Raw genomic sequence first — 24,119 nt, forward strand, 5'->3', positions numbered from 1 at the left:
AAGGCATGAACCAAGCTTGCAGTGGCCCGTTGCGAAGGAAAACCCCATTCCAACGGAGCAACTGATATGAAAGCCGTCCGCGTCCGCACCCCCGCCAGCCTCGATAGCCTGGAGGTGGCCGATATCGCCGAACCCGGCACCCCGGCCGCCGGCGAAATCACGGTCAAGCTGCACGCCTCTTCGCTGAACTTCCACGATTATGCCGTGGTCGCCGGCATGATCCCGACCGATGACAAGCGCATTCCTCTTTCCGACGGGGCCGGTGAAGTCGTCGCTGTCGGAGAAGGCGTGGAGGAGTTCGCCGTCGGCGACCGGGTGATCTCGACCTTCTTTCCCCGCTGGGAACGAGGCGCGCCGCCGATCGGCAGTTTCGAAACCACCCCCGGTGACGGCATCGACGGATTCGCCCGCGAAATGGTGACCAAGAGCACCAATGCGTTTACCCATGCGCCGCAATCGCTCGATTTCGTGGAAGCTGCGACCCTGCCCTGCGCCGGACTTACCGCGTGGCGTGCCCTGATGGAGGATGGTAAGCTCGTCCCCGGCCAGACCGTGCTGTTCCAGGGCACTGGCGGCGTTTCGCTGTTCGCGCTGCTGTTCGCCAAGGCGGCGGGGGCGAAGGTCATCGCCACGTCGAGCTCGGATGAAAAGCTCGAGACGGTCCGCGATCTGGGCGCCGACCACACGATCAATTACAAGTCGTGCGAGAATTGGGGCGATGCCGCCTTCGACTGGACCGATGGCAAGGGTGTCGATCACGTCATCGAGGTCGGCGGGCCCGGCACGGTCAACCAGTCGATCGCCGCTATCCGTCCCGGCGGCCATATCCATCTGATCGGAGTGCTCACCGGGCAATCCGGCGAAGTCGAAACGGCAGCGCTGATGCGCAAGATGGGCCGCTTGCAGGGGCTTACGGTCGGCAGCCGGGTGATGCAGCAGCGCATGATTGCGGCGATCGATGCCAATGGACTGAAACCCCAGATCAGCGATCGCTTCCCGCTGGAAAAGCTCGCCGATGCCTTCCGCCACGAGGAAAGCGGCAAGCACCTGGGCAAGATCGCCATCGAAATCTGAAGCGCCTCGCACGTGAACCTGCTCGATCTCGGTCCCGATCCGCGAACCGAAACGCTGCGCCGCCTACAGGCGCTGCTGGTTCAGCGGTTCGGGCGGATCGAGCGGGCAGCGGCACAGTGGCGCAGGCCGGAATGGGTGCTGGTGCAGGGCGTGATCGGCGCGCGCACCAAATCCGAAGTGTCGAATGCGGCGACCGACCGGCTGCTGAAGCGATATGGCTCGTTCGAGGCCGTCGCGCAGGCACCGCTGGAGGAATTGCAGGCGGAACTTGCCACACAGACCTATCCCAATGTCGCGGCAGAGCGGCTGAAGGCCAGCCTTACCGCGCTGATCGAGCGCCGGGGCGCGGTGGATCTGGCGCATCTAGCGAAAATGGATGCGCTCGCTGCGATGCAGTGGCTCGAGCAGCTACCTGGGATCGGGCGAAAGATCGCCGCCGGGGTAATGAATGCGTCCACGCTGGATCGGCGCGCGATCGTTCTCGACAGCCATCATACGCGCATTCTGCAACGCATGGGGCTGGTTCCACCCAAGGCGACCACCGACAAGGCCTTTGCCGCGATCATGCCCGCCATGCCCGATGAATGGACCGGGGCCGATTTCGACGAGCATCATCTGCTGATGAAGAAGCTGGGCCAGACATGGTGCCGCCCCGCCGCGCCCCAGTGCGCAGCATGCACGGCGCAATCGCTTTGCAAGACCGGCCTCGCACGCACCGGATAAGTACGGGCCGGATAAGTACGGGTTGAAACATGGGAGAAGACCCATTCGCACATTTCTCACGACGCTGCTTCACGATTTCGGCTGGATCCACCGCGGTATCGGCCTGATCGGGAATCTGACCTTCCTCCTTGGCAGCATACTGTTCCTGCCGAGCTTCAGCTCGCTGCAAACTGCCGGAGTGTGGCTGTTCATCGGCGGGAGCGCGCTGATGTTCGTCGGCGCACTGGGCGAATTCCTAATCAGCTTGCCAGGTATAAGACAGTGGGAGGAGAACCGCGCGGACTAACGGCGCACGAGCCGCAGCACAGGTGCGACCGGAGGCAGGCCCGCTGCGGAACGCGGCTGCTTGCTCATCCGTTGGCCAGCTAAACATCCTTTTGGAGATATCATGTCGATCAAAACCGAAAATGCCGATCTGAAGCCGCTGTTCGAACCTGTTTCTATCGGCGCCTTCGAAGCGAAGAACCGGATTTTTATGGCGCCGCTGACGCGCAGCCGTTCCGAGGCGAAGACGAATGAGCAGACCGGGCTCCACGCACTTTACTATGTCCAACGCGCCGGCGCCGGTCTGATTGTCGGCGAAGCCACGCAGATCAGCAAGCAGGGTCAGGGCTATGCCTGGACGCCCGGCATTTTCACTGAAAGCCAAGTGGAAAGCTGGAAAGTCGTGACCGATGCCGTGCACGAGGCAGGGGGAAGGATATTCTGCCAACTCTGGCATGTGGGGGCGATCAGCCATCCCGTGTTCCAGCCTGACGGGGGCCAGCCCGTTTCCGCTTCCGCCTGGACGCCCGATGGCGAGGCCTTCGTAGGGGACCGGCATGAAGACGGCCCGCAAGTGCCGTTCCAGGAGTCTCGCGCCCTTCGCACCGACGAGATCCCCGGCCTGATCGAGGATTATCGCCACGCCGCCAAATGCGCGGCGGATGCGGGGTTCGACGGGGTGGAGGTGCACTGCGCCAACAATTACCTAATCGATCAGTTCATCCGGTCTGCGACCAATGACCGCGACGACGATTACGGCGGCAGTCTCGACAATCGCCTGCGCCTGATGCGCGAAGTGGTGGATGCCGTCTGCGACGTCCTGCCGGCCGATCGCGTCGGCGTCCGCCTTTCGCCACAGGGCGGCCCGGGCGGGACGGAAGACGCCCAGCCGGAGGAAACCTATCCCGCCGCCGCCAAGGCACTTGCGGGCCGCGGCCTGGCCTATCTGCATGTGATTCGGCCCAATTCACATACGGGCGAGGGCAAGGACGAAAGCGGTGACAAGATCCTTCACCGGATGCGCGAGGCTTTCGACGGACCCTTCGTCGCGAATGGCAATTTCCAACCCGAAGAGGCGGCGCGGTGGATCGCCGATGGTCACGCCGATGCGGTGACCTTCGGCCGGCTCTTCCTCGCCAACCCCGACCTGCCGGAGCGCATCGCGCAGGATGGCCCCTATAACGAGCCCGACGAGGAAACCTTCTATGGCGGCGGTGCCGAAGGCTATACCGACTATCCCTCGCTCGAGCAGGTGGACGATGCACTTCCGGCCTGAGCCTTGCTGACCCTGCCGCAAGTCGAGGAAGTCTACCGCATCCTCGCGCAGGAAATGCCGGGCCGGACACCCGGGGCAAAGGGGCCGAAAGGTCAGCCCGATGCCTTCCGCTCGTGCATTTCCTGCATGCTTTCGGCCCAGTCGCTCGACCGGAATACGGCCAAGGCAAGCGCGGCATTGTTCGCGCTTGCCACCACGCCGCAAGAGATGCTGGAACTGGACGATCGCGCCATTGCGGCAGCGATAAAGCCGTGCGGTCTCTACAATAACAAGACCCGCTCGATCCGCCGCTTCTGCGAGACCTTGCTGGCCGAACATGGCGGTGTGGTGCCCGAAACCCGCCAAGGGTTGATGAGCCTGCCGGGAATCGGCCGAAAATGCGCCGACATCGTTCTCAGCTTCACTTTCGGGAAGGACGTGATTGCTGTCGATACGCATGTACACCGCGTCTGCAATCGCACCGGACTCACCCGGGCCAAAACGGCCGACAAGACGGCAGCGCAGCTTGAAGAGCGTTCACCGCAATGGGCGCTGCATGATGGGCATTTCTGGCTGATCCAGTTCGGCAAGCGCGTCTGCACCGCCCGCACGCCAAAGTGCGAGACCTGCCCGATCAGCGGCCTGTGCGAGTGGTACTCCGGTCAGGCTTGAGGCCTAGGGACCGCAGGCGCTTTGCCTGAAGCCCTTGGCGCCCGACTTAATTGATTTCGCTCAGCCCTCGTCCGCTTTGCGATAGGGCACGAAGTCGTCGAGGAAGATCACTCCGGAAAAGAAGTTCCCCGTGCGGCTGTAGGTCGTGATCTGATCGGTCCGGCAAAGCGATGTCGCGTCGAACTTCTTGATCACAAGATAATCGCCATCGTCGATCGAATCCGGGCTGCGGGTATAATTCACCCAGACCGTGTCCCCATCTTTGTAGACCAGGGCGGTGTCGTCGATTTGCGTGAGCGATTTGGAACCGAAGGTGCGGATGCAACGCTCCGGCTCGCCTGCTACGCGGCCTTCGAGCATTTTTGCCAGCTTCGCTTCGCCCCGGGTCTGGGCGGGCGCTTCAGCGGTTTGCGCAGCGACAGGGCCGGCCAGCGCGCCGATGGCTGCGGCGGAAAGGACAAGACGTTTCAACATGATCGTTTCTCCAAATAGCCCAACCTCGATCTCTTACATCCCAACGCCTGAACCGGCGATGAGTTGCCTTCTTGCTGCGACGGTCAGCCAGTACCGCCAACGGTGATGCCGTCGATCAGAAGCGTCGGCTGACCCACGCCCGCAGGCACGCTCTGGCCGCCCTTGCCGCAGATGCCGATGCCTTCGTCCAGCGTCATGTCATTGCCGATGCCCTTGACGCGTGTCAGCACGCTGGGCCCATCGCCGATCAGGGTCGCGCCCTTGATCGGGGCGACGATCTTGCCTTTCTCGACCTTATAAGCCTCGGTACATGCGAAGACGAATTTGCCGCTGGTGATGTCGACCTGGCCGCCGCCGAAGCTGGTGGCATAAATGCCGTCGTCCACGCGGCTCAGCAGTTCGGCCGGATCGTCGTTCCCGCTCTGCATGAAAGTGTTGGTCATGCGCGGCATAGGTGCGTGCTGATAGCTTTCGCGGCGGCCGTTGCCCGTGGCTTCGACACCCATCAGGCGGGCGTTGAGGCGGTCCTGCATGTAGCCTTTGAGGATGCCGTCCTCGATCAGCACGGTTTCGCGGGTGGGGGTGCCTTCATCGTCGATGCTCAGCGAACCACGCCGTTCGGCCATGCTGCCATCGTCGACTACCGTCACGCCGGGGGCGGCCACGCGCTCCCCGATCCGGCCCGAAAAGGCGCTGGTGCCCTTGCGGTTGAAATCGCCTTCCAGCCCGTGCCCGACAGCTTCATGCAGCAAAACGCCCGGCCATCCCGGGCCGAGCAGAACCGTCTGTTCACCCGCCGGAGCAGCCACGCTGTCGAGATTGACCAGCGCCTGGCGCACCGCTTCGTCGATCCCGCGCATCCACGCCCCTTCGTCGAATAGGCGGTCGTAAAGATAGCGGCCGCCAAGACCATAGAAACCCGTTTCGCGCCGTCCGTTCTGTTCCGCGACGACCTGGATGTTGAGCCGGACCAGCGGCCGGATGTCGCGCGCGATATGGCCATCGGGCCGCACGATCTCGATCACGCCCCAGTTTGCCAGCAGGCTGGCGGAGACCTGCGCCACGCGCGGGTCCTTCGCTCTTGCAACAGCGTCGATCTTTTCGAGCAGGGCGACCTTTTCCTCGAACGGCACGAGATCGAGCGGGCACAGGTCGGTATAGAGATGGCGGTTGGTGCGCTCGGGCGGAGCGGCGAGAGGCTGACTTGTCGCATCGAGCAGCTTGAGCGTTTCGCCGGCGCGGGTGATCGCCGCCGCGCTCACCTCGTTCGCATGGGCAAAGCCCGTGGTCTCGCCAGAAACACCGCGCAGGCCAAAGCCCGAATCGCGTGAATAGTCGGCGGTTTTCAGCCGTCCATCGTCGAAGCCAAAGGCTTCCGAAGCAATGAATTGCAGGTAGAGCTCGCCATCGTCGCACGGTGCCAGCAGCTTGGCGGTCAGTGCCTGGGCCTCGTCGGGCGAAAGCTTGTTGCCGTAAACGAGAGCGAGCGGATCGGTGAGCGGTTGGGTCATGCAAGGGAGATAGGCACGAACATGCGCCCCGTCACCCTTTCATGTCATGCTATTTCCATTGGAAAGGCGCGCGATACCGGCGCCTCTGCGACCCCCCGATCGCTCTGGCTTATCAGGGGTGCCCCGGATCCGCGCCTTCGGAAATATCTTTAAGCAGCGACTGATCGACGCCGTCGGCGGGGCCGCCTTCGAGCACGAAGCGCCGGTCGCAATAGCCGCAATCGACATAGCCATGTTCGTCGATCTCCAGATAGATCTTCGGATGGCCAAGCGCGGAAGGCTTGTAATTCTTGCCGCTGCGGATGTCGGTCGCGCCGTCGCACCATACGCGGCGGGTGGTGACCTTGGACACTTCGGGTGGGGGCAGACTCATGGCAGTGCCGATAATGGGTTTTTTCGAACCGCTCAAGCGCCTAGGGCATGGGCATGACCACACCTCCTGCAATTCGCATCGACAATCTCGTCAAACGTTACGCGCCCAGCGGCCCGGGAGACGAGGGCAAGCTGGCGCTCAAGGGCGTGAGCTTCGATGTGCCGCAAGGCGGTGTGTTCGGCCTGCTGGGCCCCAATGGCGCAGGCAAGTCCACCATCATAAATATCCTCGCTGGCCTTGTGCGAAAGACCAGTGGCAGTGCCGAAATCTGGGGTTTCGACACCGACGACAATCCGCGCAATGCCAAGCGTTCGATCGGCATCGTCCCGCAGGAAATCGTCTTCGATCCCTTCTTCACGCCCTTCGAGGTGCTGGAGAACCAGGGCGGCTTCTACGGCATTCCCAAGGCGGACCGGCGCAGCGAGGATCTGCTTGCAGCAGTGCATCTGTCGGACAAGCGCGATGCCTATGCGCGCACGCTGTCGGGCGGGATGAAACGCCGTCTACTGATCGCCAAGGCCATGGTCCATTCACCGCCGATCCTGGTGCTCGACGAGCCAACCGCGGGTGTGGACGTGGAACTGCGCCGCCAGCTGTGGGAATTGGTGCAGGAACTGAATGCGGAGGGCGTGACCGTGGTTCTCACCACCCATTACCTCGAAGAAGCCGAGCAATTGTGCGACCGGATCGCGATCATCAACCACGGCGAACTGATCGCCAACAAGCCGACGCGCGAACTGGTGGGGATGGCGCGCGAAAAGATCGTGTCCGTCAGCGTCGACAAGGATCTCGGCGGCCCGGTCATGGAAGAAGCTTTCCTCAAGGCGGAAGTGGTCGGCGAACGCCGGCTCGACATCACCTATGACCGCGACAAGACCAGCGCCGGTCAGGTCCTCGCGCTGGTCCAGTCACATGGGTACGCCATCGAGGATGTGACCACCCGCGAAGCCGATCTGGAAGATGTGTTCGTGCAGCTGACGGGCGCGGGCTGACCCGCGCCACCTTTATCTTTCAGCCGAAATAGCGGCGGCCCAGCCCGGCGTCCTTCACCTGAAGCACGTCCCAGACATTCGGCTCGATCTCCTCCATCGGGGTTTTGCAGCAGACGCATTTGCCTACGTGCATGCCCCCGGCCTTGCGCTTGTTTGCGACATCGACCGAATGGCGCCCGAAGGCGCAGGCGAGCAGACCCACTTTCATAATTTTCGACCCTCCAAGATCCCGTAGGCCCCCACGATTCCCTGTCGAATCGCGGCATAGCGTTCTGCAGCCCCATTTTAACCATATTTCGGCGAATCGTTCTGTGCTTGCCGCGGTGCGAAGTCGTCGCCATGACAGCCCGATGACCGAAGCATACGACGTCCTTGTCATCGGATCCGGCGCGGCCGGCCTGACTGCCGCACTCGAACTGGCACAGACCAAGAAAGTGCTGGTGCTGGCCAAGGGCAAGCTCGACAGCGGATCCACCGCCTGGGCGCAGGGCGGCATCGCGGCCGTGCTCGATACCGGGGATACTTTCGAAAACCACATTCGCGATACGATGGTCGCGGGCGCTGGCCTGAACGATCTCGAAACGGTGGAATTCGTCATCGAACGCGCGCCTGCCGCGATCGACCGGCTGTGCGAACTGGGCGTTCCGTTCAACCGCGAGGAAGGCGATCTTCATCTCACGCGCGAGGGCGGACATTCGCATCGCCGCATTGTCCATGTGAACGATGCGACCGGCTGGGCCGTCCAGGCCGCGCTGCTCAAGGCGGCGGAGGAAAATCCGAATATCACCCTGCTGCCGCACCAGAGCTGTGTCGATCTCATCACCGGCCGCAACCAGCAGGACTATTCGGGATCCGGCCGCGTGTGGGGCGCCTATGCGCTGGACGAGAAGAGCGGAAAGGTCGTGGCGCATGTCGCGCGGGCCACCGTGCTGGCCGCTGGCGGGGCGGGGCGCGTCTATCTTTTCTCCACTGCGCCGCGCGGCGCGACGGGCGACGGCATCGCCATGGCCTGGCGCGCTGGCGCTCGCGTCTCCAATATGGAGATGATGCAGTTCCACCCCACCTGCCTCTATAATCTGGAGGTGAAGAACTTCCTCATTACCGAGGCCGTGCGCGGGGAAGGCGGCCATTTGCTCAACCCGGTTACGGGCGAGCGGTACATGGAAAAATATGATCCGGAACGCATGGAACTGGCGCCGCGCGATATCGTGGCCCGCGCCAATGACGACCAGATCAAGCGCTACGGCCTCGACTACGTCCATCTCGACATCAGTCATCAGCCGCCCGAATTCGTGAAGGAACATTTCCCCACGATCCACGAGAAGCTGCTTGGCCTCGGCATCGACATGACCACGGGGCCGATCCCGGTCGTGCCCGCGCAGCATTATACCTGCGGCGGGGTCAAGATCGGCCTCGACGCCAAGACCGATCTGCCCGGGCTCTGGGCGGCGGGCGAATGCACCGAGAGCGGTCTGCATGGCGCGAACCGGCTGGCGTCGAACAGTCTTCTCGAATGCTTCGTGTTTGGAGAAGCTGCGGCCAAGGGCATCCTCGAATGCTGGGACAGGCTGGACGAACCGCCCGCCATCCTGCCGTGGGACGAAAGCCGCGTGACCGATTCCGACGAGGAAGTGGTGATCAAGCAGAACTGGACCGAAATCCGCCGTTTCATGTGGAATTACGTCGGCATCGTGCGGACCACCAAGCGGCTGGAGCGCGCCGCCCACCGTATCCGCATGCTGCGCGACGAGGTGGAGGATTATTACGGCCACTTCCGCGTGACGACCGACCTCATCGAACTGCGCAATCTGCTCGAATGTGCCGATCTCATCGTGACCAGCGCGTTGAAGCGGCGCGAGAGCCGTGGGTTGCAGTTCATTCTGGATTATCCCGAGACCGATCCCGTCGCGCACGATACGGTGCTGATTCCCTAAAGAGAGGCAGCCGCTGCAAGATGGCGGCGTTTCTTTCCCGGGGCCGGAAAGCACCCTAAGGGGCAGCGGATGCGATTCTACAAGGCGACCTCCTTTCTGTTTCCCCGCAGCTATGCGGCGCGGATGTTCACATTGTGCTTCGGAGCGGTGCATGTGCCGATTGTTGCCTTCCTGATCTTCGCGGCCATTCGCGGGGACTGGCAATGGAGCATCTTTTTCGTTCTGCTGGTAGCGACAGTGATGGGAAGCGCCATGGGAATTGTGGGGATATGGGGACTGCTGGCGCCCGTGGGCGAAGCGACCCGCTCGCTGCGGGCCCTGCGCGACGGCGATCTCGACCGGCCGGTTCCCGTCGGCGGGAGCGATATGGCGGGCGAACTGCTCGAATCCGTGGCCCACGCTGTGCGCTCCACCCGGGAAAGGCTGACCGATCTGGAGGGCCTAGCGACGACCGACAGCCTGACGGGTCTCGCCAACCGCCGGGGTTTTCTTGAAGCCCTCGAAAGGCGGGGAGACGTGGAAGGCGCGCTCGCCATTCTCGATGGCGACAATTTCAAACGGATCAATGATGCGCACGGTCATCTGCAGGGCGACCGGGTCCTGCGCGCGATGGCGCAGCGCCTCGCCACCAGCATGTCAGGCGGCGAAGTCGTCGCCCGCTGGGGCGGAGACGAATTCGTGGTCTTCTTTCCGGACTGCACGATGGAGGAGGCCGCTTACCGCCTCGACCGGCTTCGTTATTCGATGCGGTGGCGGCCGCTGGCTGAAGTCGACGGCCAGCGGGTCTCCTTTTCCTTTGGCCTGACCCCGATCGATGCAGCCGATGCCGGGCAATTCGATGCAGCCATCAAGCGGGCCGATGAAGCTCTCTATCGCGAAAAGCGGGGGCGGGCCGAAACTGCCTGACGCTGCGGTCGGCAGCCTCAGAGAGTTTGCATAGTCCCGCATCCTGACGCACACCTTTGCGGCATATGCGGCGTGGCCCTTTCTGCCACCAGCCCCGAGGGAGAACGACGTGCCAAAGGCAACAGCAAACGGGATCGAGATATATTACGAAGAACAGGGCGATCCGTCGGCCCCGGCGATGCTGCTCATCATGGGCTTCGGAGCGCAGCTGACCCTGTGGCCGGATGAGCTGGTCGACGAACTTGCCGGCAAGGGCTTCCGCGTCATCCGCTACGATAATCGCGACATCGGCCTCAGCCACAAGTTCGACGGGGTGAAGGCGCCGGGCCTCGTCAAGATGACGGTGATGGGAAAGCTCGGGCTCATGCCCAAGGTCCCTTACACGCTGGCGGATATGGCGGCCGATGCCGTGGGTCTGCTCGATGCGCTCGGCATCGCCAAGGCGCATATCGTCGGCGCGAGCATGGGCGGGATGATCGCGCAGCATGTCGCGGCCAAATATCCCGATCGCTGCCTCAGCTTCACGCAGGTTTTCTCGACCACCGGCAATCCGCGGCTTCCCGCGGCGAAGAAGGAGGCGCTGCAGGCGCTGGTCACGCGCCCCAAGAGCGATGAGGAAGAGGCGCTGGTCGAACATGGCATCATGCTGGCGCGTACCATCGGTTCGCCGGGCTATCCTTCGGCGGAAGAGCGCCTGCGCGACCGTACCCTGACCAGCGTACGCCGCAATTACTATCCCGAAGGGCCGACCCGGCACCTTTCCGCCATTGTAGCCGACGGGGACCGCAGCGCGATGCTGCGCGAGATCACCGTGCCGACGCTGGTACTGCATGGCGAGGACGACCCGCTCGTTCCCTGCGAGGGCGGGCGCGATACGGCGGCCTGTATTCCCGGTGCGAGACTCAAGACCATTCCGGGCTGGGGTCACGACCTCCCCCTGGAGCTGGTGGACGAACTCGCGGGCCAAATCGCCGCGCATGCCAAGGGAGCGAGCGCCGCCTGACGCCTGCCTGGCGCGGCGTATCCCCGGGCTGAATATAGCGCTCGGACACGCAAGCCGCAGCGTCAGCGGGCGCTATCGGAGAACGATCGCCGATTCCAAAATTGCGCCCCGAGATTCGATTGAGTCGCAAGCCGACAGTATAATTTTTGCCCGCAAAATTTTTTACACGACTGCATTTTTGGGCTTGCGAAACCGCTCAGTCCAGCTTGGTCCACGCGTCGCTGCCCGGCCTCATGGCGCTGGCTCAGCATCGATGCGGCAAATCGAGCTTAAAATTCACTTACCCCCCTTGCGCCGGACTCGCGTCTGATTCACTATTTAGTGGTCGGTTGCCCGGGGGTACCCACTAGACCTAGGTTTGAGCGCGTTTCTCCCCATATGGAGAGTTCGGCAGTTCGCCTTCGGTCTGTGGAGAAAAAGGGGAGAAGTTTTCGCCCCGTCCCATGGCTCCCGGTGCTAGGCAGGACGGCAGTTCGCCGACTCGAACACATAGTGAACGGCGGGCCTTGCCCCGACCGCTCAACGAACAGATGGAACGGTGGGCACAATGGATTTCAAAGGCGGAGACGAAGCGGCGATGGGACTCGATCTGGACACGCATGACACAGCTGAGGACAGCACGCCCGCAAAGACCGAATCCGCCAAAACCGATAAGGCAATGAACATGGCGAAGCAGGATCAGGGCAGCGAAGAACTCGTCGCCGACAAGGCCGGACAGGCAATGGCGGGTGCCATGGCCGAAGTCGCCAAGGCTGCGGTCAAGGAAGACAGCAAGAAGGTGCTCGACCGCCGGTTCGACGTGAAAACGGACAGCAGCCGCGACGATCTGCTGACCGAATTCGGCAAGGAAACGCTGGAAGATCGTTATCTGCTGCCGGGTGAAAGCTATCAGGATCTGTTCGCCCGCGTCGCCGATGCGTTCGCCGACGATGCCGATCATGCCCAGCGCCTGTATGATTATATCTCCAAGCTGTGGTTCATGCCCGCAACGCCCGTGCTGTCGAACGGCGGCACCCAGCGCGGCCTGCCGATCTCCTGCTACCTCAACTCGGTGAGCGACAGCCTCGACGGGATCGTCAACACGTGGAACGAGAACGTGTGGCTTGCCTCCAAGGGCGGCGGCATCGGCACCTATTGGGGCAATGTACGCGGCATCGGCGAGCCGGTCGGCCTCAACGGCAAGACCAGCGGCATCATTCCCTTCGTCCGCGTGATGGACAGCCTGACGCTGGCGATCAGCCAGGGCTCGCTGCGCCGCGGTTCGGCCGCCTGCTACATCGACATCACCCACCCGGAAATCGAGGAGTTCCTCGAAATCCGCAAGCCGTCGGGCGATTTCAACCGCAAGGCGCTGAACCTGCACCACGGCGTGCTGCTGACCGATGCCTTCATGGAAGCGGTCCGCAATGGCGAGGAATTCGACCTTCTCTCCCCGCGTGACGGTTCGGTCCGCAAGACCGTGGATGCCCGCGGCCTGTTCCAGAAGCTGGTGGAAACCCGCCTTGCCACGGGCGAGCCCTACATCGTCTTCTCCGATACGGTGAACCGCATGATGCCCAAGCATCACCGTGATCTGGGTCTGAAGGTATCCACCTCGAACCTGTGCGCCGAAATCACCCTGCCGACCGGCATCGACCATCTCGGCAACGATCGCACCGCCGTGTGCTGCCTGTCCTCGCTCAACATCGAGAAGTGGGACGAATGGAATGCGGACAAGCAGTTCATCGAGGACGTCATGCGCTTCCTCGACAACGTGCTGCAGAATTACATCGACCGCGCGCCCGAAGAAATGGCCCGTGCGAAGTATTCCGCATCACGTGAACGCAGCGTCGGCCTCGGCGTGATGGGCTTTCACTCCTTCCTCCAGCAGAAGGGCATCGGCTTCGAAAGCCCGATGGCCAAGGTCTGGAACCTGAAGATGTTCAAGCACATCCAGTCCAAGGCTTCCGAAGCATCGATGGTGCTGGCGCAGGAACGCGGCGCCTGCCCCGATGCCGAAGAGATGGGCGCGATGGAACGCTTCAGCTGCAAGATGGCGATCGCGCCGACCGCGTCGATTTCGATCATCTGCGGCGGCACCAGCGCCTGCATCGAACCGATCCCGGCCAATATCTATACCCACAAGACGCTCTCGGGCAGCTTCGTGGTGAAGAACCCCTATCTGGAAAAGCTGCTCGACAAGAAGAGCAAGAATTCGACCGCGATCTGGAATTCGATCCTCGAAAAGGCGGGCAGCGTCCAGCATCTCGACTTCCTGACGCCGGAAGAAAAGGCCACTTTCAAGACCAGCTTCGAAATCGACCAGCGCTGGCTGCTCGAATTCGCTGGCGACCGTGCGCCCTATATCGATCAGGCGCAGTCGCTGAACCTGTTCATCCCGGCCGATGTCGACAAATGGGACCTGATGATGCTGCACTTCCAGGCGTGGGAAAAGGGCATCAAGTCGCTCTATTATCTCCGCTCGAAGAGCGTGCAGCGCGCCGGTTTCGCCGGCGGCGTGGAAGCGGACAACACCGCCGATGCCGCGAAATACGAACTGGCCGCGGGCGGTGAGCAGACAGATTACGAGGAATGCCTCGCCTGTCAGTAATCCGGCTTGCAAAAATGTAATCGCATAGCGCAAACCAAATCGCCGCCCCGCTGATCTTCAGCATCAATGGGGCGGCGATTGTCGTTTACTTTCCTGCCCGACCGACTCTGATAGCGTTTTTTCCTAGAAGCGATCCGGCCGGACGACGTTCACCGTAGAGCGCAGCACCACCAGACCGTGGCTCTCGAGCAGCGGTACCAGCGCTTCCTGGAATGCGTCGGCGCGTTCGCTGTTGGCGATCGTCAGGAAAATGTACTTCGCCGTCGCGCCGCTGATGAGATCTTCCGACCATTTGCCATGGCGTCCCTGTCCGCTTTCGGTGCGGATCAGTGTGTGGCCCGTAATGCCGGCAGCCTGCGCCAGCAGGGCAAGCTGCGGGGCCAGTGGCGCGTCGACGAGTACCTCTATCCGTTCGCGGGGTGTGGTTTCGATCATAGGAGCGCTCCTGCAAATTCGGCGATCCCGCGCAGCAGCGGGATCCCGAACACGATATTGAAAGGAAAGGTCACGCCAAGCGACATGGCAAGGTATAGCCCCGCGTCTGCCTGGGGAAGGGACATGCGCATCGCCGCCGGGACCGCGATATAGGAGGCGCTGGCGGCAAGAATGCCCAGTGCCGCTGCGGAGGGCGCATCGAGACCGATCAGTGTTCCGGTAAGAACGCCAAGCGTACCGTTCACTACCGGAAAGAGGATGCCCAGCGCGGCGAGCCGCAAAGTCAGGGCGCGCGTTTCCAGGATCCGGCGCATGGCGATCAGCCCCATGTCCAGCAAGAACAGGCACAGCACGCCGGTGAAGCCGGCCCGGAACAGCGGTGAAATCGGTTCGAACCCATCCTCGCCAATGACCATGCCGATGGCGAAACTGCCCAGCAGCAGGACGACAGAGCCGTTGAACAGGACTTCCCGCAGCAGTTCGCGCGAGATCAGTTTCCCGCTTTCGCGCCGGGCGATCAAGAGACCCGAGAGGATGGCCGGGGTCTCCATCATGGCGAGTACAGCGACCATGAAACCCGCGATTGCGAAGCCGCTGGAGCCATAGATCTGGCTGGCAGTGACGAAGGTCACGACGCTGACCGAACCGTAATGGGCCGCAACGGCACCGGTATTGATCCGGTCGAGACCACCGAAGCGGCTGAGCGCGGGGGCGACAAGAAAGGGGATCGCCGCGCTGAGCGCGAGCCCCGCAGCCAGTGCACCGAGCAAGTCGGTACCGATGCCTGCCTTGGCGACTTCCACCCCTCCCTTGAGACCGATCGCCGCCATCAGATACAGCGACATGCCCTTGGCGAGCGTTTCGGGAACCGAGAGATCGGACCGCGCGGCAGCGGCCAGGCCTCCGAGGATGAAGAACAGGACGGGGGCGGAAAGCAGCGTCGCGGTAAGTTGATCCATCCGGCGTAATCCTTGCGCATGTCAGAGAGGCGTCGAGCCCGGTAAAATCACGGGCTGCCGCTGTGCGTCGCGCATGTGGAGCAGCAGATAGGTATAGGCTAATCGAATTCTGGATGACTTCGTGATAAGCTGCGCTTATTGGATGGTGAATGATCACCCTGCAGCAGCTGCGCATGTACGATGCCCTGGCCCGCACCGGATCGATGCGAAAGGCTGCCGACATGCTGGCGCTTTCCCAGCCCGCGCTCTCGCAACAATTGCAGACTCTGGAGGCGAGGCTCGGCATGAAGCTCTTCGAACGGATCCCGACCGGCATGCAGCCAACGCCGGGAGGCGAAACGCTGCTGGAAGAGGTGCGCGTGATCCTCGCGGCGGTGCGCAGCTTCGAGGACCGCGCCGCGCGTATTGCCGAAAAACCTGTAGGGGCCATCCGCTTCGGGACCACCCCCACCATCGGACCTTATCTCCTGCCCGGAGTCGTGCGCCGTCTGCACGCGGCCTTTCCGGACGTGCGGCTCTACATCCGCGAAGGCATCCCCCGCGAACAGCACGCCGAACTGCTGGCGGGCGAACTCGACATGGTGCTCTCGCCCCTGCCGATCGCCGGGGCGGCTCTGGAGGTCGAGCCCCTGTTTCGCGAACCGCTGCGCATCGTCGCTGCACCCGACGATCCGATCGCCGCAGCTCCAGAGATGGCCGCGCTCGCGGGCCGGACTTTCCTGACGCTCGATCATCGCCACCATTTCCATGCGCAGCTTTCGGCGCTGTGCGAGCGACTGGGCGCGACCATCCTCGGCGATTACATGGGTACGAGCCTCGATGCCCTGCAGCAGATGGCGGGGACCGGCGTGGGGCTGGCGCTCTTGCCGGAAATCTATGTCCGCTCGAAGACGGCCGCGCTCGATGCGGTGCGCCTCGTCGATCCGGTGGGATGGGACGAATTCCGGTCGGTCGGCGCGGCGTGGCGGCGCGGCGCGGCATATGCCGACCTTTTCGCCTCGATCGCCGACATCATCCGCGCCGAAGCCAACCAGCGACTGGCTTGACAGGCGCTTCCGGCGAACCCCACGCAAGCGAAAGCCCCGCCCTCCGGTTTGGAGAGCGGGGCTTTTCGTTATTCGGCTGCGATATGTCGCTTAGGACATGGTCGCCTTGTTGCCGAGACCTTCGGGGAGGCGCGTGCCTTCCTTCAGATAGATGCGGTTGTCGTCGATCTTGTCGACACTATCCAGCTTGATAAAATGGTGCATGTCGTCGCCGCTGTCCGACTTGGTCAGCTTGATCGCGTCATCCTGCGTATCGTCGACCGTGCCAACGTGCTGGCCCTTCGAATCGACGATTTCCATGTGTTCCTTGATGCGTAGCTTCTCAAACATAAATTTCTCTTTTCTTTAAAGTGCTTATACCTAACCAACGGGCGGGACGGCGATCGGGTCCACGGCTCGCCGCCACGGGGGAACGCCCTGTTGCGTCCGCGCTCGATCGCGCCGTTTCGCATCCGGAGCGCGCACGGAAAAGCGCCCCGCCTTTGAGGGACGGGGCGCCGGGGTAATGCGAGACAGGCCCGCAAAAGGGGAAAACCGGACTTGTCCGCTAGCCCCCCAAACTCGTGAAAACCTCAGTCCTTGCCGAGCGGGCGATTGGCGTCTGCTTCGGCGCGCTCGTCGGGCCGCGAGGAGGTTTCGCCGGGCTTCACCTTGCCCTTGTCCGCTTCTTTGCCGGCTTCGGCGCCCTTGGCGGCTTCCTTCTCCATGTGGCCTTCCTCGTCGCGCGCATTGCCGTACCCGGGCTGCGCCTGTTCTGCCTGGGCGTTGATATTGCCCGCCTGGTTGACTTCGTACTGGTCGTATTCGGGCCGCGCACCGCCCACCTGCGCATCGAGCGCCTGCTGCTGGTCGCCGGGCTGTGCGCCCTGACCCTGCTGCTGCTCTTGCTGCTGGTCGGTGCCGTCGTCCTGGTCCTGCTGGCGCGTTTCGCTTTCGCGCGGGCCGGTGCGCTTGATGCCGCCGGGCTCATGCCCGTCATTGAGCGTCACGTCGCGGCTGTCGTCGGGTTCGTACTGTCCCATGAGAAACTCTCCTTTGCCCAATTAACCATTGGCCACGCCAATGCGTTCCGCCATTCGTCGCGCGCACGGGGCGCTTTCCGCCCGATTCCGGCGCCGCAAAAACTTACCCCGCTCTTATCCCCACCGAATCATCCCCTCTTGCCTTCGAATCCGAGGCATGATTCCCTATATGAGTCGTTCACACGCAGATCCGGAGACACAAGATGTCGTTGCTCGAAGCCCGCAAGACCTACAAGCCGTTCGAATACCCCTGGGCCTACGAGTTCTGGAAGCGCCAGCAGCAGATTCACTGGATGCCGGAAGAAGTGCCTCTCGGCGAAGACTGCCGCGACTGGGCGCAGAAGCTGTCCGAGCACGAGCGCAATCTGCTCACCCAGATCTTCCGCTTCTTCACCCAGGCCGATGTCGAGGTGCAGGACTGCTATCACGACAAATACGGCCGCGTGTTCAAGCCTACCGAGATCAAGATGATGCTCACCGCCTTTTCCAACATGGAAACGGTGCACATCGCGGCCTACAGCCATCTGCTCGACACGATCGGCATGCCCGAAAGTGAATACAGCGCCTTCCTCGATTACGAGGAAATGGCCGACAAGCACAATTACATGCAGCAGTTCGGCGTCGACAACGATGAGGACATCGCCCGCACGCTGGCCATGTTCGGCGCCTTCACCGAAGGCATGCAGCTGTTCGCCAGCTTCGCCATGCTGATGAACTTCCCTCGCTTCAACAAGATGAAGGGCATGGGCCAGATCGTCAGCTGGTCGGTGCGCGATGAAAGCCTGCACTGCGAAGGCATCATCCGCATGTTCCACGAATTCGTGCGCGAGCGGGACTGCCTGACCAAAGCGGTCAAGGAAGACATCATCGACATCTGCCAGAAGACGGTGCGGCTGGAAGACAATTTCATCGATCTCGCCTTCGAAATGGGCCCCGTGCACGGCATGACGCCCAAGGATATCAAGAAATATATCCGCTACATCGCCGACTGGCGCCTGGGCCAGCTCAACCTCGATCCGATCTACATGATCGACGATCACCCGCTGCCCTGGCTCGCCCCGCTGCTGAACGGCGTGGAGCATGCCAACTTCTTCGAACAGCGCGCGACCGAATATTCCAAGGGCGCGACCAAGGGCGACTGGAACACGGTGTGGTCGAGCTTCGACAAGCGCCAGAAAGCCAGAGCCGCGAACGAGGAAGTCGCGACCGACGATGGCCCGGGTCTCTTTGGCGACGGTGAAGAGGTTGTCGCTGCGGAGTGAGGCAGCTTAGCTTGACGGGAACAGATTAAGAACATAGCGGTACGCGAAAGAGGGAGTATCGCATGCAATCCATAGAGTTTTGTGCTGGGGCCGGCGGTCAGGCGCTCGGGCTTGAGCAGGCGGGCTTCCGGCATGCTGCCCTCGTCGAGATCGAATCCGATTTCGCTAAGACGTTGAAACTTAATCGTCCTGCGTGGGATGTACGTGCGACCGATATGGCCGAGTTCGATGGCACCTCGTTTAAGGGCGTCGAACTTCTGACCGCGGGGTTGCCGTGCCCCCCCTTTTCGGTTGCTGGAAAGCAATTAGGTGAGAAGGACGAGCGCAATCTGTTTCCTGCGGCTTTGCGATTAATCGACGAGATTAAGCCCAAAGCCGTCATGATCGAAAACGTGCGTGGATTCCTTTCCGCTGTGTTCGAGGATTATCGGGCTCATCTGAAAAAAGAGCTGTCGAAGCTTGGTTATCATACCGATTGGCGGTTGTTGAACGCGTCCGATTTCGGTGTCCCGCAACTTCGCCCGCGGGTGGTTATCGTGGCGCTGAGGAAGGATTTGGTCGACGCCTTTGATTGGCCGGAGGTCGAACCACATAATCCGCCAACAGTTGGTGAATGTCTGAGAGATCTTATGGGTGCAGGCGGTTGGCGCGGCCTTGACCGCTGGGTTTCGCAAGCTGATGAAATAGCGCCGACTCTCGTGGGCGGATCAAAGAAGCATGGAGGCCCTGATCTTGGGCCAACAAGGGCACGGCGGGCTTGGGCGTCACTGGGAGTTGAGGGCAAGAGTCTAGCTAATGAAGCGCCTGCAGCGGATTTTGTGGGTATGCCGCGGCTGACGCTGCGCATGACGGCTAGATTACAGGGCTTCCCTGACAGTTGGGAATTTCACGGAACGAAGACCACTAAATACCGGCAGATAGGCAATGCTTTTCCGCCCCCGGTTGCTCGCGCGGTTGCAAAAAATTTAGCCATAGCTTTACGTACGAACCGTGCATTCTCGTTGGCCGCAGCATGATGAGCCTGAAACAAGCGCGCGACTCTTATCATCAAAGGCTTACCGAAGAGATTCTACATTTCGTGCATACCCAAAAGCACGACTGGAACGCTAGAAATGCCGATGCTTCGAATACGGCTAGCAAAGAAATCGCCAACAGTTTGGCAGTCGCCCTTGGGGCCTCGCAAGGCACCAAAATTCCAGGCCAAACTGTAGGCACGAAATTTGAAGAGATCACGGCGGATTTCTTACGTTTTTGCTTTAGCGCCCTTAGCCATTTACAGCCAGGTGTGTGGAAGACGGAACGAGAAACTTCGCGCTCGCCCTTGGTTATAGCTAGATTTTCTCAATACTCACACCTCAAAGAGGTTTATGAGGCTTCGAAAGACAATCCTGAGTTGGCGGCCGTATTAGGCAGAGATTACAGCGTCGCATCCGATGTACTCGTCTATCGGGAAAGACTGGATGATCAGATAATCAACTCTAAGACTGAATTCGTTTCGAAAAAGTCAGGTCGCGATCATTTGAGGGCAGCAACGGCAGGGGCCCCCTATCTCCATGCGTCTATTTCATGTAAATGGACCATAAGAAGCGACCGGGCTCAGAATACCCGTACAGAAGCTTTAGACCTCATAAGAAAACGGAAGGGTCGTGTGCCACACATTGTGGCCGTGACAGCTGAGCCTTTACCTTCTCGGCTAAGCTCACTGTGCTTGGGTACTGGAGACTTGGATTGCGTCTATCACTTCGCACTTCCGGAACTGGTAAAAGCAGTAGGCAATATCGGTCAAAGTGAAGCTACTGAACTGCTCGAGCTGATGATCGAAAGTGAGCGCATAAAAGACATCGCTGACCTGCCGTTGGATTTATTACTTTAATCGATCTCCCACAACTCAAACCGTTTTCCTACACGGATAAAATTTGCTCCATCCTGCTGGATGAAGCATTATCCTCATCCGCGCGGCCCTCTCTATCGGCGCAAGCGCTCCATTCCCGCCTTTCATCCCGTTCCCGTCTGCCCGCGCGCCGATGGGTGGACGCCGCAGCGGCAGGTCGATTTCATCGGCCATCTCGCTGAAACGGGCAGCGTGCTCGCTGCGGCGCGGGCGGTGTCGATGGGGCGCGAGAGTGCCTATCGCCTGCGCCGGCGGCACGGCGCGGCGGGCTTTGCCGCGGCCTGGGATGCGGCGCTGGGAAAGCCACACGATCCTGTGGATTTGGCATCGGGAAAGGCCACAGGGCTGCTGGCATCCTATCGCTGCGAACACGGGCGGCTGAAGGTGGTCATGTATAACGGCCGCTATGCCGCGCACCGGCGGATTCCCGACAATGACGCGCTGCTGCAATGGGAAAAGCAGACCGCCCGGGGGCTGCTGTAAGCAGGGGCCGGGCAGGGTGAAAGTCACACTGGTACGCCCGGCTACTGCGTCAACCTGCGCAGCGTGTGGACTTTACGTTGCTCGCATGTGTATTATTTGAGCAATACACATAAGGGAGTAGACCGACATGATCGCCGCCACCGGGCTTGCCGCCCTCCTGCTCGCGCAGGCAATTCCATCCGCAGACGCTACTTCGGGCGCACCTTCCTCCGCCAGCGCCGCTGCACCGCCGATGCCGACGGGCGCGGAGATGACCGCGCGGATCGAGGCGAATGACGCCGCCCTGTTCTGGAATTTCTTCGAAGCCTGCGATCCCGCCGCCGCCGCGCCCCTGCTGCATGAGGATTTCCGCATGCTCCACGATCTCGCCGGAGTGGCCGCCGCCAGCGCGGAGGAATTTCTCGCCGGGGAACATGAGCAATGCGACCGGCGCAAACCCGGCGGCGAGGACGAGGGCTATCGCAACCGCCGCCTGCTGGTGCCCGGCAGCCGCACGATCAAGCAGCTGGGCGATTGGGGCGCGCTGGAAGAAGCGCACCATACCTTCCTCGAATGGCGGGGCGAGGAAAAAGGCTGGGTGCAGACCGGCGGCGGCCGGTACATCCACATCTGGCAATGGATGCCGCAGGAAGCGCGCTTCCGCCTGCTCGAAAGCCTCAGCCTCGATCACGGCGCCGCCCCGCAATATCCGCCCGAAGGTGCGCAGTGACAGCCTTGGACGCGATGGGAAGCAAGTGGCCCGCCCCCCCCTCGATACACTGAATGATAGAGTATTACATGGCCTCGAACGCAACAAAGGTTAAGTGAAAGAAGTAAAATATGACCCGGATTCTTAAGAAACGTACGAATCCGATTTAATTTGGAACGTTTCTCTTCATGGAAGGCTGTTGGCTTAGGGGCACGCGACTTGACGGGCTGTTGGGTAGTTGTGTCCCCAATGAGGAGGATACCCTATGGCTGAAATTCCCGTAGAGAAGAAATCATCTTTATCATGGCTCTGGTGGCTGTTGCTCCTGGCCGGTGTGATCGCGTTGATCTGGTGGCTCATCGAAGGCACCAATGGCGATGACGAGCTCGTCGCCGATGAAACGGTGATCGAGGAACCCTATGTCGACGATACGGCCGTGACCGATCCTGCCGGGGACACTGGCGTGGATGGCGAAGTGACTGCTCTCACAGGACTTGCGGGTCTTGCCTCGCTCGGTGACATGATCGGACGCGATGTCCGCCTGAGCGATGTGGCCGTGAACGAAGTGGTGGGCGATGAAGGCTTCACCGTCGGTGAAGGCGACAATGAAACGCTCGTCATGTTCGACGAATATCCCACGCCCAACACGCCCATGGAAGGCCAGGTCGACGTGAACCCCGGTTCGCGGGTGACCATCGAAGGCGAAGTGCGCGCATTCCCCGGCGATCTGCCCGAAAGCGTGACGCGTGAAGTGGATACAAGCGCCACCGCCATGATCTTCGCCAGCCGTGTCGACACGGTCGAATAAGGAATTCCCCATGCATCATGAAGACAGATTTGCCGATCTCGATAGGCTGTCCAAATGGCAGCTCGTAAACGATGACCAAGACATTCGCGGCTGGCCCGTGCGCTCCGTCACCGGAGAGGAGCTGGGCCGCGTGGAAGACATGCTGGTCGACAAGGACCGCGAGGAAGTGATCGCCTTGCGAATGGAAGACGGCACGCTGGTCGCCGCCGAATATCTCGACATCCGGGGGGATCACGCGATCTACGACAGGCCGGAGACGCCTTCGCCCACCGCCTATACCTACACCAGGGTACGGCGTCTGTAAGCGACTGGCCCGTTACATGCTGAAGGGGCGGCGGTTTTCGCTGCCCCTTTTCACATTCAGTTTCCTATAACGGGTTGGTTTTCTGCGGCCTTCGGGCGACTGGCGCAATTCCAGCCCCTACTGGCGCAAGGACTGAAACCATCGCTCTTCCCTTCGCTTGATTATTTGTGGCCGGTATCTTCCGCGCCACGATTTTCCGAAGGAAAACACCATGGACAACAAGGACCAGAAGTCCGGCCAGCCCCAGCAGGGCGGCAAGGACGCAAACCGCGACAAGCAGCCCCAACAGCAGGGCGGTGCCGGTAAGCAGAACGATGGCGCCAAGTCCGACAAGAAACCCGAACAGAACAAGTAGGGTTTCACCTTAGCGCCTCTCACAAGGCACAAAACGGCGGCCGCCCCGAAACGGGTGGCCGCTGATTTGTTGTGGGGCTTTGTTGTTGGGGAGGCTTGCGCGAAAGGCTGGTGGCGCAGGGCGGCGATCATGCTCTTCCGCCCCGGCGATCCAGCGGCTAATGGGGCGCACGAACCCACAGGATAGCCGATGGAAAGAGTGCCCATGAATCTCACCGATGCCAGCGCCAAGGCGCAGACGCTGATCGAAGCGCTGCCCTATTTCCAGCGCTATGCCGGGCGCAGTTTCGTGGTGAAATACGGCGGCAATGCGATGGGCGATGAAGACGCCGCGCGCGAATTCGCCGAGGATGTGGTGCTGCTTAAAGCGGTCGGCATCAACCCGGTGGTGGTCCATGGCGGCGGCCCGCAGATCGGCGCCATGCTGAAGAAGCTCGGCGTAGAAACCCGCTTCGTCGACGGGCTGCGCGTGACCGACAAGGCTACGGCAGACGTCGCCGAAATGGTCCTTTCGGGCGCGATCAACAAATCCATCGTCGGCTCGATCGCCCGCGCCGGGGGCAAGGCCATGGGCATCTCGGGCAAGGACGGCGGGCTGGTGACGGCGCGCAAGGTCGAACGCACGACCAAGGACCCGGAAAGCAATATCGAAAAAGCGCTCGATCTCGGCTTCGTCGGCGAACCCAGCGCGGTCGATACCACCATCATCGAAACCGCCACGGCGGCGGGCATGATCCCGGTGGTCGCCCCCATCGGCACGGGCGAGGACGGGCATACCTACAACATCAATGCCGATACCATGGCGGGCGCGCTGGCGGCGGCGCTGGGGGCGGCGCGGCTGCTGTTGCTGACCGATGTCGACGGTGTGCTGGACAAACAGGGCAAGCTGCTCACCGATCTCACCCCGGCGGACATCGCCGAACTGCGCACTGACGGCACGATCAGCGGCGGCATGATCCCCAAGCTGGAAACCTGCGTCAGCGCGGTGGAGGCGGGCTGCGAGGCGGCCGTCGTGCTCGACGGGCGGGTGCCGCATGCGATGCTGCTGGAATTCTTCACCGCCCGCGGTGCCGGCACGCTGATAAGCGCGGCTTAG

The 24,119-nt window shown here is 61.8% G+C and carries 28 protein-coding genes; 20 read left to right on the forward strand and 8 right to left on the reverse strand.

The window, feature by feature from the left end:
* Positions 1-66: 66 nt before the first annotated feature.
* The 5 genes from K3175_RS05915 to K3175_RS05935 all read left to right on the forward strand — a co-directional run bounded on the left by K3175_RS05915 (position 67) and on the right by K3175_RS05935 (position 3,988).
* On the forward strand, positions 67-1,074 hold the full coding sequence (locus K3175_RS05915; protein ID WP_221542477.1) for a zinc-dependent alcohol dehydrogenase family protein: 1,008 nt from the start codon (positions 67-69) through the stop codon (positions 1,072-1,074).
* A gap of 12 nt (positions 1,075-1,086) precedes the next feature.
* Positions 1,087-1,797, forward strand: a complete 711-nt coding sequence (locus tag K3175_RS05920; RefSeq protein WP_345719326.1) for an endonuclease III domain-containing protein — start codon at positions 1,087-1,089, stop codon at positions 1,795-1,797.
* A 22-nt stretch (positions 1,798-1,819) separates the two neighbouring features.
* Complete coding sequence (locus K3175_RS05925; protein ID WP_247710755.1) at positions 1,820-2,083, forward strand: YrhK family protein; 264 nt, start codon at positions 1,820-1,822, stop codon at positions 2,081-2,083.
* A gap of 102 nt (positions 2,084-2,185) precedes the next feature.
* Positions 2,186-3,337 carry an alkene reductase gene (locus tag K3175_RS05930; protein ID WP_221542478.1) on the forward strand — a complete coding sequence of 384 codons (1,152 nt, stop codon included), beginning with the start codon at positions 2,186-2,188 and terminating at the stop codon, positions 3,335-3,337.
* A 3-nt stretch (positions 3,338-3,340) separates the two neighbouring features.
* Positions 3,341-3,988: an endonuclease III domain-containing protein gene (locus K3175_RS05935; RefSeq protein ID WP_221542479.1), complete on the forward strand. Its 648-nt coding sequence runs from the start codon at positions 3,341-3,343 to the stop codon at positions 3,986-3,988.
* A 60-nt stretch (positions 3,989-4,048) separates the two neighbouring features.
* Here K3175_RS05935 and K3175_RS05940 read toward each other — a convergent pair whose 3' ends face one another.
* The 3 genes from K3175_RS05940 to K3175_RS05950 all read right to left on the reverse strand — a co-directional run bounded on the left by K3175_RS05940 (position 4,049) and on the right by K3175_RS05950 (position 6,346).
* Positions 4,049-4,462 carry a hypothetical protein gene (locus K3175_RS05940; RefSeq protein ID WP_247710756.1) on the reverse strand — a complete coding sequence of 138 codons (414 nt, stop codon included), beginning with the start codon at positions 4,460-4,462 and terminating at the stop codon, positions 4,049-4,051.
* Between the two features lie 83 nt (positions 4,463-4,545).
* Positions 4,546-5,973 carry a metalloprotease TldD gene (tldD, locus tag K3175_RS05945; RefSeq protein ID WP_221542480.1) on the reverse strand — a complete coding sequence of 476 codons (1,428 nt, stop codon included), beginning with the start codon at positions 5,971-5,973 and terminating at the stop codon, positions 4,546-4,548.
* Positions 5,974-6,085: 112 nt separating this feature from the next.
* On the reverse strand, positions 6,086-6,346 hold the full coding sequence (locus K3175_RS05950; protein ID WP_221542481.1) for a zinc-finger domain-containing protein: 261 nt from the start codon (positions 6,344-6,346) through the stop codon (positions 6,086-6,088).
* 53 nt (positions 6,347-6,399) lie between these two features.
* Between K3175_RS05950 and K3175_RS05955 the strand changes: the two genes are divergently transcribed.
* Positions 6,400-7,338, forward strand: a complete 939-nt coding sequence (locus K3175_RS05955) for an ABC transporter ATP-binding protein (RefSeq protein WP_221542482.1) — start codon at positions 6,400-6,402, stop codon at positions 7,336-7,338.
* A gap of 19 nt (positions 7,339-7,357) precedes the next feature.
* Here the strand turns inward: K3175_RS05955 and K3175_RS05960 are convergent, their stop codons facing one another.
* A complete protein-coding gene (locus K3175_RS05960) occupies positions 7,358-7,546 on the reverse strand; it encodes a hypothetical protein (RefSeq protein ID WP_221542483.1) in 189 nt (62 codons plus the stop codon).
* A 142-nt stretch (positions 7,547-7,688) separates the two neighbouring features.
* Between K3175_RS05960 and nadB the strand changes: the two genes are divergently transcribed.
* The 4 genes from nadB (at position 7,689) to K3175_RS05980 (ending at position 13,771) form a co-directional block, all read left to right on the forward strand.
* Positions 7,689-9,272, forward strand: coding sequence for an L-aspartate oxidase (nadB, locus tag K3175_RS05965; RefSeq protein ID WP_221542484.1), 1,584 nt, complete (start codon positions 7,689-7,691; stop codon positions 9,270-9,272).
* Between the two features lie 69 nt (positions 9,273-9,341).
* The gene (locus K3175_RS05970; protein ID WP_221542485.1) at positions 9,342-10,178 is read left to right on the forward strand and encodes a GGDEF domain-containing protein; all 837 of its coding nucleotides are present in this window, start codon (positions 9,342-9,344) and stop codon (positions 10,176-10,178) included.
* Positions 10,179-10,287: 109 nt separating this feature from the next.
* Positions 10,288-11,181: an alpha/beta fold hydrolase gene (locus K3175_RS05975; RefSeq protein ID WP_221542486.1), complete on the forward strand. Its 894-nt coding sequence runs from the start codon at positions 10,288-10,290 to the stop codon at positions 11,179-11,181.
* A gap of 547 nt (positions 11,182-11,728) precedes the next feature.
* Positions 11,729-13,771 carry a ribonucleoside-diphosphate reductase subunit alpha gene (locus K3175_RS05980; RefSeq protein WP_221542487.1) on the forward strand — a complete coding sequence of 681 codons (2,043 nt, stop codon included), beginning with the start codon at positions 11,729-11,731 and terminating at the stop codon, positions 13,769-13,771.
* Between the two features lie 123 nt (positions 13,772-13,894).
* On the opposite strand, the gene K3175_RS05985 is transcribed toward K3175_RS05980, so the two are convergent.
* Together K3175_RS05985 and K3175_RS05990 are read right to left on the reverse strand one after the other, a co-directional pair.
* Positions 13,895-14,206, reverse strand: a complete 312-nt coding sequence (locus K3175_RS05985) for a P-II family nitrogen regulator (protein ID WP_221542488.1) — start codon at positions 14,204-14,206, stop codon at positions 13,895-13,897.
* The gene (locus K3175_RS05990) at positions 14,203-15,165 is read right to left on the reverse strand and encodes a sodium-dependent bicarbonate transport family permease (protein WP_221542489.1); all 963 of its coding nucleotides are present in this window, start codon (positions 15,163-15,165) and stop codon (positions 14,203-14,205) included. The genes K3175_RS05985 and K3175_RS05990 overlap by 4 nt, the downstream gene beginning before the upstream one ends.
* A gap of 149 nt (positions 15,166-15,314) precedes the next feature.
* Here K3175_RS05990 and K3175_RS05995 point away from each other — a divergent pair, with 149 nt between their 5' ends.
* Positions 15,315-16,211, forward strand: a complete 897-nt coding sequence (locus K3175_RS05995; RefSeq protein ID WP_221542490.1) for a hydrogen peroxide-inducible genes activator — start codon at positions 15,315-15,317, stop codon at positions 16,209-16,211.
* Positions 16,212-16,301: 90 nt separating this feature from the next.
* Here the strand turns inward: K3175_RS05995 and K3175_RS06000 are convergent, their stop codons facing one another.
* Positions 16,302-16,541 (reverse strand): DUF2171 domain-containing protein, encoded by a 240-nt coding sequence (locus tag K3175_RS06000; RefSeq protein ID WP_221542491.1) that lies wholly within the window; start codon positions 16,539-16,541, stop codon positions 16,302-16,304.
* A gap of 242 nt (positions 16,542-16,783) precedes the next feature.
* Positions 16,784-17,233, reverse strand: a complete 450-nt coding sequence (locus K3175_RS06005; protein WP_221542492.1) for a hypothetical protein — start codon at positions 17,231-17,233, stop codon at positions 16,784-16,786.
* A gap of 203 nt (positions 17,234-17,436) precedes the next feature.
* Between K3175_RS06005 and K3175_RS06010 the strand changes: the two genes are divergently transcribed.
* The 9 genes from K3175_RS06010 (at position 17,437) to argB (ending at position 24,119) form a co-directional block, all read left to right on the forward strand.
* Positions 17,437-18,495 (forward strand): ribonucleotide-diphosphate reductase subunit beta, encoded by a 1,059-nt coding sequence (locus K3175_RS06010; protein WP_221542493.1) that lies wholly within the window; start codon positions 17,437-17,439, stop codon positions 18,493-18,495.
* A gap of 62 nt (positions 18,496-18,557) precedes the next feature.
* Positions 18,558-19,511, forward strand: a complete 954-nt coding sequence (locus K3175_RS06015; RefSeq protein ID WP_221542494.1) for a DNA cytosine methyltransferase — start codon at positions 18,558-18,560, stop codon at positions 19,509-19,511.
* Positions 19,508-20,368: an NgoMIV family type II restriction endonuclease gene (locus K3175_RS06020; protein ID WP_221542495.1), complete on the forward strand. Its 861-nt coding sequence runs from the start codon at positions 19,508-19,510 to the stop codon at positions 20,366-20,368. The genes K3175_RS06015 and K3175_RS06020 overlap by 4 nt, the downstream gene beginning before the upstream one ends.
* Before the next feature lie 60 nt (positions 20,369-20,428).
* Positions 20,429-20,869 carry a hypothetical protein gene (locus tag K3175_RS06025; protein ID WP_221542496.1) on the forward strand — a complete coding sequence of 147 codons (441 nt, stop codon included), beginning with the start codon at positions 20,429-20,431 and terminating at the stop codon, positions 20,867-20,869.
* Between the two features lie 127 nt (positions 20,870-20,996).
* Positions 20,997-21,578: a DUF4440 domain-containing protein gene (locus K3175_RS06030; RefSeq protein ID WP_221542497.1), complete on the forward strand. Its 582-nt coding sequence runs from the start codon at positions 20,997-20,999 to the stop codon at positions 21,576-21,578.
* A 244-nt stretch (positions 21,579-21,822) separates the two neighbouring features.
* On the forward strand, positions 21,823-22,365 hold the full coding sequence (locus K3175_RS06035) for a hypothetical protein (RefSeq protein WP_221542498.1): 543 nt from the start codon (positions 21,823-21,825) through the stop codon (positions 22,363-22,365).
* A 10-nt stretch (positions 22,366-22,375) separates the two neighbouring features.
* Positions 22,376-22,669, forward strand: coding sequence for a PRC-barrel domain-containing protein (locus K3175_RS06040; protein ID WP_221542499.1), 294 nt, complete (start codon positions 22,376-22,378; stop codon positions 22,667-22,669).
* 211 nt (positions 22,670-22,880) lie between these two features.
* Entirely contained in the window at positions 22,881-23,024 is a 144-nt protein-coding gene (locus tag K3175_RS06045) for a hypothetical protein (RefSeq protein WP_221542500.1), read from the forward strand.
* Between the two features lie 204 nt (positions 23,025-23,228).
* Positions 23,229-24,119, forward strand: coding sequence for an acetylglutamate kinase (gene argB, locus K3175_RS06050; RefSeq protein ID WP_221542501.1), 891 nt, complete (start codon positions 23,229-23,231; stop codon positions 24,117-24,119).

The sequence above is a fragment of the Qipengyuania aestuarii genome (assembly GCF_019711535.1).
In the GTDB taxonomy this organism is placed as follows: domain Bacteria; phylum Pseudomonadota; class Alphaproteobacteria; order Sphingomonadales; family Sphingomonadaceae; genus Qipengyuania; species Qipengyuania aestuarii.

Excerpts from the sequence above, each read along its gene's own strand:
- K3175_RS05995 (WP_221542490.1), top strand. The coding sequence starts at position 15,315 with ATGATCACCCTGCAGCAGCTGCGCATGTACGATGCCCTGGCCCGCACC.
- K3175_RS05955 (WP_221542482.1), top strand. The coding sequence starts at position 6,400 with ATGACCACACCTCCTGCAATTCGCATCGACAATCTCGTCAAACGTTAC.
- argB (WP_221542501.1), top strand. The coding sequence starts at position 23,229 with ATGAATCTCACCGATGCCAGCGCCAAGGCGCAGACGCTGATCGAAGCG.
- K3175_RS06020 (WP_221542495.1), top strand. The coding sequence starts at position 19,508 with ATGATGAGCCTGAAACAAGCGCGCGACTCTTATCATCAAAGGCTTACC.
- K3175_RS06045 (WP_221542500.1), top strand. The coding sequence starts at position 22,881 with ATGGACAACAAGGACCAGAAGTCCGGCCAGCCCCAGCAGGGCGGCAAG.
- K3175_RS05970 (WP_221542485.1), top strand. The coding sequence starts at position 9,342 with ATGCGATTCTACAAGGCGACCTCCTTTCTGTTTCCCCGCAGCTATGCG.
- tldD (WP_221542480.1), bottom strand. The coding sequence starts at position 5,973 with ATGACCCAACCGCTCACCGATCCGCTCGCTCTCGTTTACGGCAACAAG.
- nadB (WP_221542484.1), top strand. The coding sequence starts at position 7,689 with ATGACCGAAGCATACGACGTCCTTGTCATCGGATCCGGCGCGGCCGGC.
- K3175_RS05930 (WP_221542478.1), top strand. The coding sequence starts at position 2,186 with ATGTCGATCAAAACCGAAAATGCCGATCTGAAGCCGCTGTTCGAACCT.
- K3175_RS06030 (WP_221542497.1), top strand. The coding sequence starts at position 20,997 with ATGATCGCCGCCACCGGGCTTGCCGCCCTCCTGCTCGCGCAGGCAATT.
- K3175_RS05940 (WP_247710756.1), bottom strand. The coding sequence starts at position 4,462 with ATGTTGAAACGTCTTGTCCTTTCCGCCGCAGCCATCGGCGCGCTGGCC.
- K3175_RS06040 (WP_221542499.1), top strand. The coding sequence starts at position 22,376 with ATGCATCATGAAGACAGATTTGCCGATCTCGATAGGCTGTCCAAATGG.
- K3175_RS05915 (WP_221542477.1), top strand. The coding sequence starts at position 67 with ATGAAAGCCGTCCGCGTCCGCACCCCCGCCAGCCTCGATAGCCTGGAG.
- K3175_RS06000 (WP_221542491.1), bottom strand. The coding sequence starts at position 16,541 with ATGTTTGAGAAGCTACGCATCAAGGAACACATGGAAATCGTCGATTCG.
- K3175_RS05990 (WP_221542489.1), bottom strand. The coding sequence starts at position 15,165 with ATGGATCAACTTACCGCGACGCTGCTTTCCGCCCCCGTCCTGTTCTTC.
- K3175_RS05960 (WP_221542483.1), bottom strand. The coding sequence starts at position 7,546 with ATGAAAGTGGGTCTGCTCGCCTGCGCCTTCGGGCGCCATTCGGTCGAT.
- K3175_RS06035 (WP_221542498.1), top strand. The coding sequence starts at position 21,823 with ATGGCTGAAATTCCCGTAGAGAAGAAATCATCTTTATCATGGCTCTGG.
- K3175_RS06025 (WP_221542496.1), top strand. The coding sequence starts at position 20,429 with ATGAAGCATTATCCTCATCCGCGCGGCCCTCTCTATCGGCGCAAGCGC.
- K3175_RS05950 (WP_221542481.1), bottom strand. The coding sequence starts at position 6,346 with ATGAGTCTGCCCCCACCCGAAGTGTCCAAGGTCACCACCCGCCGCGTA.
- K3175_RS06005 (WP_221542492.1), bottom strand. The coding sequence starts at position 17,233 with ATGGGACAGTACGAACCCGACGACAGCCGCGACGTGACGCTCAATGAC.
- K3175_RS06015 (WP_221542494.1), top strand. The coding sequence starts at position 18,558 with ATGCAATCCATAGAGTTTTGTGCTGGGGCCGGCGGTCAGGCGCTCGGG.
- K3175_RS05985 (WP_221542488.1), bottom strand. The coding sequence starts at position 14,206 with ATGATCGAAACCACACCCCGCGAACGGATAGAGGTACTCGTCGACGCG.
- K3175_RS06010 (WP_221542493.1), top strand. The coding sequence starts at position 17,437 with ATGTCGTTGCTCGAAGCCCGCAAGACCTACAAGCCGTTCGAATACCCC.
- K3175_RS05980 (WP_221542487.1), top strand. The coding sequence starts at position 11,729 with ATGGATTTCAAAGGCGGAGACGAAGCGGCGATGGGACTCGATCTGGAC.